This is a genomic window from Methylobacterium sp. E-005 (assembly GCF_022829725.1).
GTDB lineage: Bacteria > Pseudomonadota > Alphaproteobacteria > Rhizobiales > Beijerinckiaceae > Methylobacterium.
On the sequence record NZ_JAKSYG010000256.1, the window covers coordinates 265,167 to 279,053 of the forward strand.

The following is a 13,887-nucleotide window of genomic DNA, read 5'->3' on the forward strand; positions in this document are numbered from 1 at the left end:
GAGAATACGGACACTTTTTGCAACGGTTCGACCGGCGACCCGAGCGGCACAAAGGGTCAGGGCGGCGGTCACTTGCTGAAAGCATTTCAATCTGGCAATTTCGCGACTTAGGACAGCACAACTGTCCCATCGGCCGTGCACCGGCCGTCGCCGTCTCGCGCGCGGGCGAGGGTTCCGGCAGACGGATACGGGCGCGCCAGCACACCGCTCCCAAAGCGGTCCGGGTCCTCGACGAACGCCAGCTGAAGGACGTGTCCCCGCGGACCGGCCGGATGGCCTGCGACATGAGGTCGGAATGGCTGGCGCCGACGGCTCGCGGGCACGAAACATGCTCGCAAGTTCATGGGCGGGGCGCTCATGGACGGACGGTGTCGAGGGAAGGACGAATCGAAGCATGTCACAGCGCAGACCCGCCGACGCGTTTGCCGCTTCCACGATTCAGGCTGCCGCCCCCCGCGGCGGCGCGATGCCGCTCATCGTCCGTGATCCGGCGCTGCCGAAACCGCAGGGCGCCTACGATCCGGCCCAGGAGCGGGATGCCTGCGGCGTCGGCTTCATCGCCGACATGCACGACCGCCGTACCCACGCCATCGTCGAGCAGGGTTTGAAGATCCTGGAGAATCTCGACCACCGGGGTGCCGTCGGTGCCGACCCGAAGATGGGAGACGGCTGCGGCATCCTCACGCAGATCCCGCACGGCTTCTTTGCCGAGGAATGCTCGCGGCTGGGCTTCGAGCTGCCGCCGGCCGGCGCCTACGCGATCGGTCAGCTGTTCATGCCCAAGGCCGAGGAGCCCCGGGCGATCATCCAGGAGATCGTGGAATCGGTCCTCGCGTCCGAGGGGCTGCCCTTGCTCGGTTGGCGCGACATCCCGGTCGATCCGGAGGATCTGGGCGCCGCCGTGAAGGCGACGGAGCCGCATCACCGTCAGGTCTTCATCGGCCGGCCGGCCTCGGTGACCGATCAGGATACGTTCGAGCGTCGGGTCTACGTCGCCCGCAAGGTGATCTCCAACAAGGTCTACGCCCTCGACGACCCGCGGGTGAAGGAATTCTACCCGGTCTCCGTGTCGACCCGGACCATCGTCTACAAGGGGATGGTGCTGGTCACGCAGCTCGGTGGTTATTTCCTCGACCTGAAGGACGAGCGCTTCGTCTCGGCGATCGCCCTCGTCCACCAGCGCTTCGCCACCAACACCTTCCCGACGTGGCGCCTGTCGCACCCGTACCGGATGGTCGCGCATAACGGCGAGATCAACACGCTGCGCGGCAACGTCAACTGGATGGCCGCCCGTCAGGCCAGCGTCGATTCCGATCTGTTCGGCAACGACATCTCGAAGCTCTGGCCGATCTCCTACGAGGGCCAGTCCGACACCGCCTGCTTCGACAACGCCCTCGAATTCCTCGTGCAGGGCGGCTACCCGCTCGCCCACGCGATGATGATGCTCATTCCGGAGGCCTGGGCCGGCAATCCGCTGATGAGCGAGGAGCGGCGCGCCTTCTACGAGTACCACGCCGCCCTGATGGAGCCGTGGGACGGCCCCGCCGCCGTGGCGTTCACGGACGGTCGCCAGATCGGCGCGACCCTGGACCGCAACGGCCTGCGCCCTGCCCGCTACATCGTCACCGACGACGGGCTCGTGGTGCTGGCCTCCGAGATGGGCACCCTGCCGATCCCGGACGAGAAGATCGTGCAGTCCTGGCGCCTCCAGCCGGGCCGCATGCTGCTGATCGACCTGCAGAAGGGCCGCATCGTCTCCGACGAGGAGATCAAGGGCGAGCTCGCCGCCGCGCATCCCTATGCCGACTGGGTGAAGAACACCCAGATCGTGCTGGAGGACCTGCGCCCGGTGCAGCCGCGCGAGTCCCGCGGCGATGTCAGCCTGCTCGATCGCCAGCAGGCCTTCGGCTACACCCAGGAAGACCTCAAGCTGCTGATGCAGCCCATGGCCGTCACCGGCCAGGAGGCGGTCGGCTCCATGGGCACGGACACGCCGCTCTCGGCCCTCTCCGAGAAGTCGAAGCTGCTCTACACCTACTTCAAGCAGAACTTCGCGCAGGTGACGAACCCGCCGATCGATCCGATCCGCGAGGAGGCCGTGATGAGCCTCGTCTCGTTCATCGGGCCGCGGCCGAACCTGCTCGACATGGAGGGCGCGTCCCGGCGCAAGCGCCTGGAGGTCCGCCAGCCGATCCTCACCAACGCGGATCTCGAGAAGATCCGCTCGATCGGCCATTTCGAGGACCGGTTCGACACCAAGACCCTCGACATGACTTACCCGGCCGAGATGGGCGCGGCGGCCATGGACGGGGCGCTCGACCGCCTGTGCGACCGGGCCGAGGCGGCGGTGCGCGGCGGCTACAACATCATCGTGCTGACCGACCGGGCGGTCGGGCCGGATCGGATCCCGATCCCGGCTCTGCTCGCCACGGCCGCCGTGCACAACTACCTGATCCGCAAGGGCCTGCGGACCTCGGTCGGCCTCGTGGTCGAATCGGGCGAGCCGCGCGAGGTGCATCACTTCGCGTGCCTCGCCGGCTACGGTGCCGAGGCGATCAATCCGTACCTCGCCTTCGAGACGCTGCTCGAAATGAAGGACGAGTTCCCGCCGGATCTCACCGACGACGAGATCATCTACCGCTACATCAAGGCGATCGATAAGGGCCTGCTGAAGGTGATGTCCAAGATGGGCATCTCCACCTACCAGTCCTATTGCGGCGCCCAGATCTTCGATGCGGTCGGCCTGAACTCGACCTTTGTGGGCCGGGACTTCTTCGGCACGGCCACGACCATCGAGGGCGTCGGCATGGCCGAGGTCGCCGAGGAGACGGTCCGCCGTCACTGCGACGCCTTCGGCGATGCGCCGGTCTACCGGAACGCCCTCGATGTCGGCGGCGAGTACGCCTATCGGCTCCGCGGCGAGACCCACACCTGGACGCCCGACACGGTGGCGACGCTGCAGCACGCGGTGCGCCTCAACGTGCCCGAGCGCTACCGGGAATACGCGCAGCTGGTGAACCGGCAGGAGAACCAGCTCAAGACCCTACGCGGGCTGTTCCGGATCAAGGCGGCCTCCGAAATCGGCCGCGCACCGGTGCCGCTCGAATCGGTCGAGCCGGCCTCCGAGATCGTGAAGCGCTTCGCCACGGGCGCCATGTCGTACGGCTCCATCTCCAAGGAGGCGCACGAGACGCTCGCCATCGCGCTGAACTCCTTCGGCGGTCGCTCGAACTCGGGCGAGGGCGGCGAGGAGGTCGAGCGGTTCAAGCCGCTGCCGGACGGGCGCTCGCGCCGGTCCGCGATCAAGCAGGTGGCCTCGGGCCGATTCGGCGTCACGACGGAATACCTCGTCAATTCCGACATGATGCAGATCAAGGTCGCCCAGGGCGCCAAGCCCGGCGAGGGCGGCCAGCTGCCCGGTCACAAGGTCGACGCCAAGATCGCCAAGGTCCGCTACGCGACCCCGGGCGTCGGCCTGATCTCGCCGCCGCCGCACCACGACATCTACTCGATCGAGGATCTGGCTCAGCTGATCTTCGACCTGAAGAACGTGAACCCGTCGGCGGACGTGTCGGTGAAGCTCGTCTCCGAGGTCGGTGTCGGTACCGTCGCGGCCGGCGTCGCCAAGGCGCGGGCCGACCACATCACGATCTCCGGCTATGACGGCGGCACCGGCGCGGCGCCGCTGACCTCGCTGAAGCACGCGGGCGGCCCCTGGGAGACCGGGCTGGCCGAGACGCAGCAGACGCTGGTGCTCAACAACCTGCGCGGCCGCGTCGCCCTGCAGGCCGATGGCGGCATCCGCACGGGTCGCGACGTGATCATCGCGGCGCTGCTCGGCGCCGACCAGATGGGCTTCTCGACGGCCCCGCTGATCGCGGCCGGCTGCATCATGATGCGCAAGTGCCACCTGAACACCTGCCCGGTCGGCGTCGCCACCCAGGATCCGGTGCTGCGCAAGCGCTTCAAGGGCACGCCCGAGCACGTGGTGAACTACTTCTTCTTCGTGGCCGAGGAGGTGCGGGAGATCCTGGCCTCGCTCGGCTTCACCAAGCTGGAGGAGGCGGTCGGCCGCTCGGACGTGCTCGACAAGGTCGAGGCCATCGCCCACTGGAAGGCGCGCGGGCTCGACTTCACCAAGCTGTTCTATCGGCCGAAGGTGGCCGAGGGCACGGCGATCCGCCACGTGGACGTGCAGCATCACCCGATCGACACGGTCCTCGACCGGCGCCTGATCGAGAAGGCACAGCCCGCTATCGAGACCGGCGAACCGGTGGTCATCACCGAGACGATCCGGAACTCGGACCGGGCCGCGGGCGCGATGCTCTCCGGCATGGTCGCCAAGGCCCATGGCCATGAGGGCCTGCCCGACGACACCATCGTGGTGAAGCTCGCCGGCACGGCGGGCCAGAGCTTCGGCGCCTGGGCGGCGGCGGGCGTGACCCTCGAGCTGACCGGCCACGGCAACGACTATGTCGGCAAGGGCCTGTCGGGCGGCAAGCTGATCATCCGGCCGAGCGACGCGCTGAAGTCGCCCCCGGACCGGACCATCATGGTCGGCAACACCGTGCTGTACGGGGCCATCGCGGGCGAATGCTACATCCGCGGCTCCGCGGGCGAGCGCTTCGCGGTGCGCAACTCCGGCGCCATCACGGTGGTCGAGGGCATGGGCGACCATGGCTGCGAGTACATGACCGGCGGCGTGGTCGTGTCGATCGGCGAGACCGGGCGCAACTTCGCGGCCGGCATGTCGGGCGGCATCGCCTACGTGCTCGATGAGGACGGCTCGTTCTCGGCGCGTTGCAACCTGTCGATGGTCGATCTGGAGCCGGTCGAGGAGGAGGACGACCTGATGCGTCGCTTCCACCAGGACGGCGACCTGGAGACCAAGGGGCGGGTCGACATCCTGGCCGACATGTCCGGGCACGACGAGGAGCGGCTGACGCAGCTCATCACCAACCACCTCAAGTACACGGGCAGTCCGCGGGCGAAGGCGATCCTCGACGACTGGGGCAGCTACCGCACCAAGTTCGTGAAGGTGATGCCGGTGGAGTACCGCCGGGCGCTGCGCGAGATGGAGATGGCGCGCATGCCAGTGGCGGCGGAGTAGGGGAGTCCGGACTTTCGGGCTTTCATGCGCATCACGTACGATGCCGAGAAACGCGCTCGCACACTCCGCGAGCGCGGCCTTGATTTCGAGCGGTGTGCAGAGATCTTCGATGGGACGGAGGTGACCGGCCAGGATACGCGGGGCGACTACGGTGAGACGCGTTGGATAACGGTTGGTTATCTCGATGACCGTCTTGTCGTGACGGTTTGGACGGAGCGGGACGGTGATCGGCGGATCATCAGCTTGAGGAAAGCCAATGAGCGAGAGCAAGCGCGCTTCGGCGCACGACTCAGGTCGGCCCAGCTCCCCCGATGAGATCGGCTGGGATCCGGACGACGCTCCCGAGCTGGACGAGCGCTGGTTCGCCGAGGCGGATGTCCGTTCCCGTGGCACGCTCATCCGTCGCGGGCGACGGGCGGGCGAAACCGAAACTGTCGTCCTTCCGTCGGCGCTGGTCGAGTCGTTTCGCATCCAAGGCGCCGACTGGCAGATCCGGATCGAAGCGGCGCTCCGGGAATGGCTGGCAGAGCACCCGGAACGGGTGTGAGTGGTGTTGCGACGAGCGGATGTCCGGCTCGTCCTGGTGGTGACTGGTCCCGTCGCGACAGGGGCATGAAGAGACGAGCACGATGGGCAAGATCACAGGCTTCCTCGAATTCGACCGGCAGGAGCAGAAGTATCAGCTCGCCGCCGACCGGGTCCGGCATTTCCGTGAGTTCACGCTGCCGCTCGACGAGCACGACCTGACCAAACAGGCGGCCCGCTGTATGGATTGCGGCATCCCGTTCTGCCATGGGCCGACCGGCTGCCCGGTCCACAACCAGATCCCGGACTGGAACGACCTCGTGTTCCAGTCGGATTGGGAGGAGGCCTCGCGCAACCTCCACTCCACCAACAACTTCCCCGAGTTTACCGGCCGGATCTGCCCCGCACCCTGCGAGGAGGCCTGCACGCTGAACCTCGAGAACCAGCCGGTCGCCATCAAGACGATCGAGCAGGCGATCGCCGACCGCGCCTGGAACATGGGCTGGGTCAAGCCCGAGCCGGCGCAGATGCGCACGGGCAAGCGCGTTGCGATCGTTGGGTCAGGCCCTGCCGGCATGGCGGCCGCCCAGCAGCTCGCCCGCGTCGGGCACGACGTCCACGTGTTTGAGCGCGAGCCCAAGGCCGGCGGCCTGCTGCGCTACGGCATCCCGGACTTCAAGATGGAGAAGCGCCATATCGACCGGCGCGTCCGCCAGATGGAAGCCGAGGGCGTCGTCTTCCACTACAACCAGAACATCGGCGTCACGAAGCCGGTCGATGAACTGAAGGCTGAGTTCGACGCCGTGATGTTCTGCGGCGGCGCCGAGGATCCGCGCAACCCGCAGCTCCCTGGCCAGGATCTGGAAGGCGTCCACTACGCGATGCCCTACCTCGTCCAATCCAACCGGCGGGTGAACAACGAGCCGATGCGTGGAAACGGCGAGCAGCCGATTCTGGCTTCGGGCAAGAACGTGGTGGTGATCGGGGGCGGCGACACGGCCTCCGATTGCGTCGGCACCGCCTTCCGCCAGGGCGCCCTGTCGGTGACGCAGCTCGACATCCGCCCGCGGCCGCCGGAACGGGAGGACAAGCTCACCGTATGGCCCTACTGGCCGACGAAGATGCGCACCTCCTCCAGCCAGGCCGAGGGCGCCGAGCGCGAGTTCCAGGCCGCCACCCTCCGCCTCGAAGGCAACAAGAAGGGTCAGCTCACGGGCGTCGTCTGCGCCCGGGTTGACGCCAAGCGTCAGCCGATCCCCGGCAGCGAGTTCGTGATGCCAGCCGACCTCGTCTTCATGGCAATCGGCTTCGCGGGTTCGGTGCAGAAGGGGTTGCTGGAGCAGTCCGGGATCGGCGTGAGCAAGCGCGGCAATGTCGAGGCGAACGAGGAGGATTACCGCACCTCAGACGCGAAGATCTGGGCGGCCGGCGACATGCGCCGGGGGCAGTCGCTGGTGGTCTGGGCGATCCGCGAGGGCCGCCAGGCCGCCCGCGCCATCGACGAGACGCTGATGGGCTCAAGCGTCCTGCCGCGATAGAACTCCGATACGACGAGCTCTCCGAGGCCCCCTGGCGTCAGCCGGGGGGCCAGCGGAAATCGTCGGCCCGTCCGGGTTGCGGCATCGGCGCGTTCCCGCGCAGCAGCGTCCGCTCCACAGTTCCGAGGTTATCCCCGTCCCGGGGACGCCCATTGAGCAACGCGCCGCCGGGCGAAACCTCTGTCCGGCTCAGCGGCACGACAGGACCGGCTGCCGGTTTCACCGGCAAGGCCGGGATACCCGGGGGTTCGGGCAGGCTCGGCAGCATGGCGGTGATCTGACGATCGATCGCCGCCGTGTCGGTCGGCTCACCCGCTCCGTCGAGGCTCGGGGCAGCTGTCGCAGGCGCCCCGCTCGGCGTCACGGCGGCCGAAGGCTGATCGGCCTGCGCCGGCGCCGTACCCATCAGGCGCTTGAGCTCGACATCGGCGAAATGCGCCAGCTTCCGGTCACCCGCCTTGGTGAAATGGATGCCGTCCGCGGTGCGCAGCTTGGCGATCTGCCCCTCCGGATCCGGTCCCGACGCCGCGTAGCGGTCCCGGTCATCGACGAAGCCCGGCCAGATATCGACATAGGTCGCCCCAGCCTTGGTAACGCTGTCGCGCACGATGTCGTTGATCGCGGCAAGGTCCCGGCTCAGGGACTCGCTCTGCACGGGGGGCAGCCCCACCCAGACCAGCGGCAGCTTTCGGTCGGTGAACACCTTGATGAGCGCGTCGATGCGCGCCCGATACAGGACGCGCCAGCGATCGGTCAGGGGCTCGACGGTCTCGTCGCCGTCGCGAATCGGCTGCCGGTCGTTGGCGCCCAGCATGACCAGGGCATAGCGAACCTTCGGGTTCGCCTGCAGGTAATCCTGCGCCGCCTTCGGCCAATCGACGACGTCCTTGCGCACCAGCCCGCTGTCGCCCTTGGCACGGTCGATCACCGCGACGTCGGCATTGTCCTCGAACACATCGTCGAGGCCCTTGGCGAGGTGATCTGCGAGCGAATCGCCGAACACGGCGATTTGCACATGCGGCTCGGTCTTGGCGATTGCGGGCTTCGGCGGCGTCGGAGCCCGGGCGGGACGTACCCGGCGCTTGATCGCGGGAGCCGGCCGCTGCGCCTCGGTCGGGCTGTAGGTGTTCCGGGGGCGCGGCGCCCGGTAGGTCCGTTCGGGTGGGGGCGCGACGGGCTGCGGCCGATCCTCCCAGGGCCAGTAGAACTGGCGCGGCGCCTCCTGAGGCGGCGCGTAGCGGGGCTGGCGCCCGTAACTCCCGTCATCCCGGTAATAGGCATCCCGGGGCCGCCGCCGCGGCGGCGCTTCGTAGTAGGTCCCGTTCCCCGGCTGCTGGTAGCCGTCGCCCCATTGCGCGAAGGCAGGCGCGCCGCCGAGCAGCGGGAGGCCGACGAGCCAGAGCGCGGCGGCCGCACCCGCATGCACCGCCCGATTGAGGCCGCGCCGACCAGCGACTTTCATGCGCATCCCGCACTCTTCACGTGGAACGGTGCCCCTGACCCCGCGGCACTATAGGGTGAAGTTTCTCAGAGGTCTAAAGGCGAAAGTCGTCTCACGGCCTGGGCGTGGGCCGGCTTTCGACATGAGCGAGAAGCCCCGGCGTCGCGTAGCCGTCGGCCGGCAGGCCCGTGCTGATCTGGTAGCGTCGCACGGCCTCGCGCAGTTTGGGGCCGGCGCGGCCATCCGTCGGCCCATCATAGAAGCCCGCCGATGCCAGCCCGACCTGGAGCTTTCGCAAGCTCGAAGGGTCGAGGCCTGGGGCCGTCGGCCAGGGCGCGGCAAGGGTTGACCCGCCCCCGAGCCGGTCAGCGAGATGGCCGACCGCCAACGCGTAGGAATCTGAGGTGTTGTAGCCTCGGATCACCTCGAAGTTGTCGGTGATCAGGAAGGCCGGCGCGCCGACTCCGCCCGGCAGGAACAGGCTGGCGCGCCCCCGCGGCGGCAGCGGACCGCCATCCGCCCGTCGGACGCCGCGTTCGGTGAAAGCCGAGAGATCACCGCCGTAGCGCGTCAGATCGAATCCCTCGGGCAGGCGCACTTCGTATCCCCACGACAGAGCCGGATCCCAGCCGAGATCCTTCAGATAAGCCGCGATGGAACCAAGTGAATCAGCTGGGCTGGTCCAGATATCGCGATGGCCGTCGTCGTCGAAGTCGACGGCGTGCGCCAGATAGGTGGAGGGCAGGAACTGGACCTGCCCCATCGCACCCGCCCAGCTTCCACGCATCTGCTTAGGGGTAACATCCCCCCGCTGCAGGATCGTCAGCGCCGCGAGCAGCTCGTCGCGAAACAGGGCGCCCCGGTGGCCGGCCGCCGCCAGGGTCGCCAGCGCGCGAATGGTCGAGACATCGCCAGCGCTGGCGCCGAAATCGGATTCGACGCCCCAGATCGCCAGGATCACCGGGCCTGGCACGCCGTATCGGCCCTCGATCGCCCGCAGCGTTGGGGCCAAAGCGGCCGCGCGCGCCAGCCCCCGGGCGAGCCGGCCACCAGATACCGCCCCGACCAGATAGTCCCAGACCGGCCGGACGAACTCGCTTTGGCGGCGCGTCCGCGCCAGGACGGCGGCATCCGGAGCGTCGATGCCCCGGAAAGCGGCGTCGAAGGTCTGCGGCGTCACGCCCCGAGCGGCCGCGTCGGGGCGCAGGGCTTCGATGAACCCACGAAAGGCGCTGTCGGCGCGCGCCTTCTCCTTCGCACGTGCCGCGCCGGGAAGGCACAGGCCAGCCGCCAGGACCGTTCGCCGCGACAGCACCCGTTCAGATCCGATTTCGCTTGGCGAGGCGATCTTCCCAGGCGAGCGCTTGGCCCACGATGACGTCGAGATCGTCGTGCCGGGGCTGCCAGCCCAGCCGCTCCCGGATGCGTGCCGCCTCGGCCACGATCTGCGCCGGGTCCCCGGGGCGCCGGGGACAGAGCCGAACCTGGAAGTCGCGCCCGGCGATCCGCTTGACGACCTCGATCACCTCGAGGACCGAGTAGCCGCGCCCATAGCCGCAATTCAGCGTCAGGCTCTCGCCGCCCGCCCGCAGATGATCGAGGGCGACCCGGTGCGCCTCGGCCAGATCCGAGACCTGGATGTAGTCGCGCAGGCACGAGCCGTCCGGCGTCGCATAGTCGGTGCCGTAGACGTCGAGGCGTTCGCGCTGGCCGAGAGCCGCCTGCGTCGCGACCTTGATCAGGTGGGTGGCGTTGGGTGTCGATTGGCCGGAACGGCCCTGCGGATCGGCGCCGGCGACGTTGAAATAGCGCAGGACGACATAGGTGAAGTCGTGAGCCGCCGCCGCATCGGCGATCATCCACTCGCTCATGAGCTTGGAGCGACCGTAAGGATTGATCGGCTTGAGCGGCAGATCCTCGGGGACCGGCACGATCTCAGGCTCGCCGTAAACGGCCGCCGTCGACGAGAAGATTACGTGCCGTACACCGGCCCGGACCGCGGCCTCAATCAGCGCGCGGGTCTTAACCGTATTGGCGAGATAGTAGCCGAGGGGGTCCGAGACGGATTCGGGAACCACGATCTTGGCCGCGAAATGTGCGAGCGCGTCGATCCGGTGCTGTAGGATCGTCTGGGTGACGAGGGCCTGATCCGCCACGTCGCCGACAACGAGCTTCACGCCCTCCGGGACGGCCCAATCGAAGCCGGTCGAGAGATCGTCCAGAACCACGATCTCCTCATGGCCGGCGTCGAGCAGCGCCAAAACCATGTGGCTGCCGATATACCCGGCTCCGCCCGTTACTAGGACCGCCATGTCATTCCCCTAGAAGCCTTCGTCGCGGAAGCCGGTCACGCCCACGTTGCCATCAGGCCCGGCCCTTGCCCACCTCTACGCGCTCTGCTGCCCGGGACCAGCGGCCACGTCTGCGCAGAGGAGCGCTTTACGCCTGCTTACGTGGTTGTAGACGCTATATTTACGGCACACTGCCCCCATACTATCCACAACAGGCTCTTGCGACGCACCGCGTTACCCTGTCTGACTGCGGCGCTGTCCACGGTGCAGGTCCGGCTCCGACCCGGAATGTGTCGAGCCAATCGTTTCAATCCTCGCGCACGTTGTTCTTTCAGTCTTCGGGGTTACCGATCGATGAAACCGATCCGCAAGGCCGTCCTGCCCGTCGCGGGCCTGGGCACGCGCTTCCTGCCTGCCACCAAGGCAGTTCCGAAGGAGATGCTGACTGTTGTCGACCGGCCGGTCGTGCAGCACGTGGTCGACGAGGCCCGGGAAGCCGGCATCGAGCATTTCATCTTCGTCACCGGACGCGGCAAGGCGGTGATCGAAGATCATTTCGACATCGCGTACGAACTCGACCGCACGCTCCAGGAGCGCGGCAAGACGGCCGCCTATGAGGAACTCCAGAGGGATCTGCCGAAGGCCGGGCAGACGAGCTTCACCCGCCAGCAGGCGCCCCTCGGGCTCGGCCACGCGGTGTGGTGTGCCCGTGAGATCATCGGCGACGAGCCCTTCGCGGTCCTGCTCCCCGACATGCTGAGCCGGGGCTGCATGGAGCAGATGCTGGCGACCTACGAGCGGCATGGCGGCAACGTCATCGCGGTCGAGGAGGTGGCCCCTGAGGAGACCCATCAGTACGGGATCGTCAGCGTCGGCGAGACCTTCGGTCAGTCCTTTCAGATCACCGGCATGGTCGAGAAGCCCAAGCAGGGTACCGCGCCATCGAATTTCATCATCTCCGGGCGCTACATTCTGCAACCGGAGATTTTCGGGATCCTGGAGCACGGCAAGAAGGGCGCGGGCGGCGAAATCCAGCTCACCGACGCCATGATTGAGCTCATGGGGACGCAGGATTTCTTCGGCATGCGCTACGAGGGCCGGACCTACGACACCGGATCGAAGCTCGGCTTCCTGGTGGCAAACCTCGCCTACGCCCTGGAGCGCGCCGATCTCGCAGGTCCGCTGAAGGCCGAGATCGCCCGACTCCTTAAGGAGCACGGCTGAGCGAACGACCCGGACGCGACGCAGCCATGCGCCTGATGCGGCACCAGCGGCGATTTAATCCTTGCGTCTTGTGCGGCGCACTTTATTTTGTGCGTTGCGAGATCGCGATGGCGTCGCGGTCACGCAGCCCTTCTTGGGCGTTTCCTCCCTAGACTTCGGGCCGCTCCTTCGGGAGTGGCCTTTTTTGTTTCCGGCCGTCGCGCTCAGCGGGTGGTCTTCATCACTCGGCCGCCATCCGGCGCGGCGACAGATCACTCAGGTCGGATGCGACCTCTGTGATGACGGCGCGCAATGCAGCCACCAGGGCCGGAAATCCGGCATGCGTCGCGAGGCTGCTCTCGTTCATGTAGAGCGCACGGTTGACCTCGATCTGGAGCGCGTGACGTCCCAGGTTCGGCTCACCATAATGTTCCGTGATGAAGCCCCCCGCGTAGGGCTTGTTGCGCACCACGCGGAAACCGCGGGCGCGGAAGGCCGCCTCGAATCCATCGATCAACGTCGGTGCACAGGCGGTGCCGAACCGGTCTCCGAGCACGATGTCGGCCTTCAACTCTGCGTCGCGCCCAAGGCTCGACGAGGGCATCGAATGGCAGTCGACGAGCGCGCAATGCCCGTGGAACCTGGCGGTGCGCTGGATCAGATCCCGCAACATCCGGTGATACGGCCGATAGAGTCCTTCGATCCGTGCGGTCGCTTCCTCGACCGGCAGCCGCTTGGCGTAGATCTCCTGGCCGTCAGCGACGACGCGTGGGATCGTCCCGAGTCCACCCGCGACCCGCATCGAGCGGGTGTTTGCAAACGGCGGAAGCCGTCCGTCGAACATCCGCGGGTCGAGCTCGAAGGGCTCGCGATTCACATCCAGGAAAGCACGCGGGAAGTTGGCGCGCAGCAGCGGCGCGCCGAGTTCCACGACGGGCGCGAACAGGCGCTCGACATGGGCATCCTCGGACCGCCGCAGGGCCAGGGCATCGAGGCGCGATGCCGCGATGAAATACGGGGGGTAGACGGCCCCGGAATGGCCGGTATTGAAGACGAACGGCAGGGTATGCGCCGCGGGTTCGTCCACTGCATAGGGTGGTGCGAATCCGAAGGCGTCTGGCTTGACCGATTCGGGAGCGCTCATCGATGCGTGGACAACCCGGCGATGGAAGGAGCACGGCAGACCTGCACTGTGGTGCGGGTTCGTCCGCCTGTCCACTCCGTGGCGTCGGGCAATCGTGCCATGGGCGACACAGGCGGCCTGCGCTCGGCCAACGATCCTAACACCTTGTTTACCATCCCGTCCCTTTATGGGATCAACACCACGATACGAAGGCTCGGATCCGGCCGATGAAAATCCTGCTGGCGGAAGACGACAACGACATGCGCCGGTTTCTGGCCAAGGCGCTGCAGAACGCGGGCTACGACGTCCTATCCTTCGACAACGGCCTCTCGGCGTATAATCGCCTGCGCGAGGAACCGTTCGAACTGCTGCTGACCGATATCGTGATGCCCGAGATGGACGGGATCGAGCTGGCGCGCCGCGCCACCGAGCTCGACCCCGACATCAAGGTCATGTTCATCACCGGCTTCGCGGCCGTGGCGTTGAACCCCGATTCCAAGGCGCCGAAGGACGCGAAGGTCCTGTCCAAGCCGTTCCATCTGCGCGACCTCGTCAACGAGGTCGAGAAGCTGCTCGCCGCCTAAGGGCGCCGGGCTCGGCCGTGGTGCCGGTGGAGCCACGTTAAGGCTGTGGCCACGCGGACATAGGCAATTCGC

10 protein-coding genes are annotated in these 13,887 nt (G+C 67.4%); 6 read left to right on the forward strand and 4 right to left on the reverse strand.

Annotated elements, in window-relative coordinates:
* The first annotated feature begins 394 nt into the window (after window positions 1-394).
* The 4 genes from gltB (at window position 395) to MKK88_RS32220 (ending at window position 7,173) form a co-directional block, all read left to right on the forward strand.
* On the forward strand, window positions 395-5,110 hold the full coding sequence (gltB, locus tag MKK88_RS32205) for a glutamate synthase large subunit (protein ID WP_244007603.1): 4,716 nt from the start codon (window positions 395-397) through the stop codon (window positions 5,108-5,110).
* A gap of 24 nt (window positions 5,111-5,134) precedes the next feature.
* On the forward strand, window positions 5,135-5,425 hold the full coding sequence (locus MKK88_RS32210; protein WP_244007605.1) for a BrnT family toxin: 291 nt from the start codon (window positions 5,135-5,137) through the stop codon (window positions 5,423-5,425).
* Entirely contained in the window at window positions 5,367-5,657 is a 291-nt protein-coding gene (locus MKK88_RS32215) for a BrnA antitoxin family protein (RefSeq protein WP_244007607.1), read from the forward strand. Before MKK88_RS32210 ends, MKK88_RS32215 begins: the two co-directional genes overlap by 59 nt.
* A gap of 82 nt (window positions 5,658-5,739) precedes the next feature.
* A complete protein-coding gene (locus MKK88_RS32220; RefSeq protein ID WP_244007609.1) occupies window positions 5,740-7,173 on the forward strand; it encodes a glutamate synthase subunit beta in 1,434 nt (477 codons plus the stop codon).
* A 37-nt stretch (window positions 7,174-7,210) separates the two neighbouring features.
* Here the strand turns inward: MKK88_RS32220 and MKK88_RS32225 are convergent, their stop codons facing one another.
* From MKK88_RS32225 to galE, 3 genes are all read right to left on the reverse strand, one after another.
* Window positions 7,211-8,641, reverse strand: a complete 1,431-nt coding sequence (locus MKK88_RS32225) for a DUF459 domain-containing protein (protein WP_409566739.1) — start codon at window positions 8,639-8,641, stop codon at window positions 7,211-7,213.
* 85 nt (window positions 8,642-8,726) lie between these two features.
* Entirely contained in the window at window positions 8,727-9,929 is a 1,203-nt protein-coding gene (locus MKK88_RS32230) for a lytic murein transglycosylase (RefSeq protein WP_244007613.1), read from the reverse strand.
* A 4-nt stretch (window positions 9,930-9,933) separates the two neighbouring features.
* Window positions 9,934-10,926 carry a UDP-glucose 4-epimerase GalE gene (gene galE, locus MKK88_RS32235; RefSeq protein WP_244007615.1) on the reverse strand — a complete coding sequence of 331 codons (993 nt, stop codon included), beginning with the start codon at window positions 10,924-10,926 and terminating at the stop codon, window positions 9,934-9,936.
* 333 nt (window positions 10,927-11,259) lie between these two features.
* On the opposite strand from galE, the gene MKK88_RS32240 reads away from it, so the two are divergent.
* Window positions 11,260-12,129 carry a UTP--glucose-1-phosphate uridylyltransferase gene (locus MKK88_RS32240; protein ID WP_244007617.1) on the forward strand — a complete coding sequence of 290 codons (870 nt, stop codon included), beginning with the start codon at window positions 11,260-11,262 and terminating at the stop codon, window positions 12,127-12,129.
* A 220-nt stretch (window positions 12,130-12,349) separates the two neighbouring features.
* Here MKK88_RS32240 and MKK88_RS32245 read toward each other — a convergent pair whose 3' ends face one another.
* Complete coding sequence (locus MKK88_RS32245; RefSeq protein ID WP_244007619.1) at window positions 12,350-13,252, reverse strand: N-formylglutamate amidohydrolase; 903 nt, start codon at window positions 13,250-13,252, stop codon at window positions 12,350-12,352.
* Between the two features lie 206 nt (window positions 13,253-13,458).
* On the opposite strand from MKK88_RS32245, the gene cpdR reads away from it, so the two are divergent.
* Window positions 13,459-13,815 carry a cell cycle two-component system response regulator CpdR gene (gene cpdR, locus MKK88_RS32250; protein ID WP_003603128.1) on the forward strand — a complete coding sequence of 119 codons (357 nt, stop codon included), beginning with the start codon at window positions 13,459-13,461 and terminating at the stop codon, window positions 13,813-13,815.
* The last annotated feature ends 72 nt before the right edge of the window (window positions 13,816-13,887 follow it).

Bases quoted from the DNA above. Each gene is read 5' to 3' on its own strand.
- gltB (WP_244007603.1), top strand. From the start codon at position 395: ATGTCACAGCGCAGACCCGCCGACGCGTTTGCCGCTTCCACGATTCAG.
- MKK88_RS32210 (WP_244007605.1), top strand. From the start codon at position 5,135: ATGCGCATCACGTACGATGCCGAGAAACGCGCTCGCACACTCCGCGAG.
- MKK88_RS32215 (WP_244007607.1), top strand. From the start codon at position 5,367: ATGAGCGAGAGCAAGCGCGCTTCGGCGCACGACTCAGGTCGGCCCAGC.
- MKK88_RS32220 (WP_244007609.1), top strand. From the start codon at position 5,740: ATGGGCAAGATCACAGGCTTCCTCGAATTCGACCGGCAGGAGCAGAAG.
- MKK88_RS32225 (WP_409566739.1), bottom strand. From the start codon at position 8,641: ATGCGCATGAAAGTCGCTGGTCGGCGCGGCCTCAATCGGGCGGTGCAT.
- galE (WP_244007615.1), bottom strand. From the start codon at position 10,926: ATGGCGGTCCTAGTAACGGGCGGAGCCGGGTATATCGGCAGCCACATG.
- MKK88_RS32240 (WP_244007617.1), top strand. From the start codon at position 11,260: ATGAAACCGATCCGCAAGGCCGTCCTGCCCGTCGCGGGCCTGGGCACG.
- MKK88_RS32245 (WP_244007619.1), bottom strand. From the start codon at position 13,252: ATGAGCGCTCCCGAATCGGTCAAGCCAGACGCCTTCGGATTCGCACCA.
- cpdR (WP_003603128.1), top strand. From the start codon at position 13,459: ATGAAAATCCTGCTGGCGGAAGACGACAACGACATGCGCCGGTTTCTG.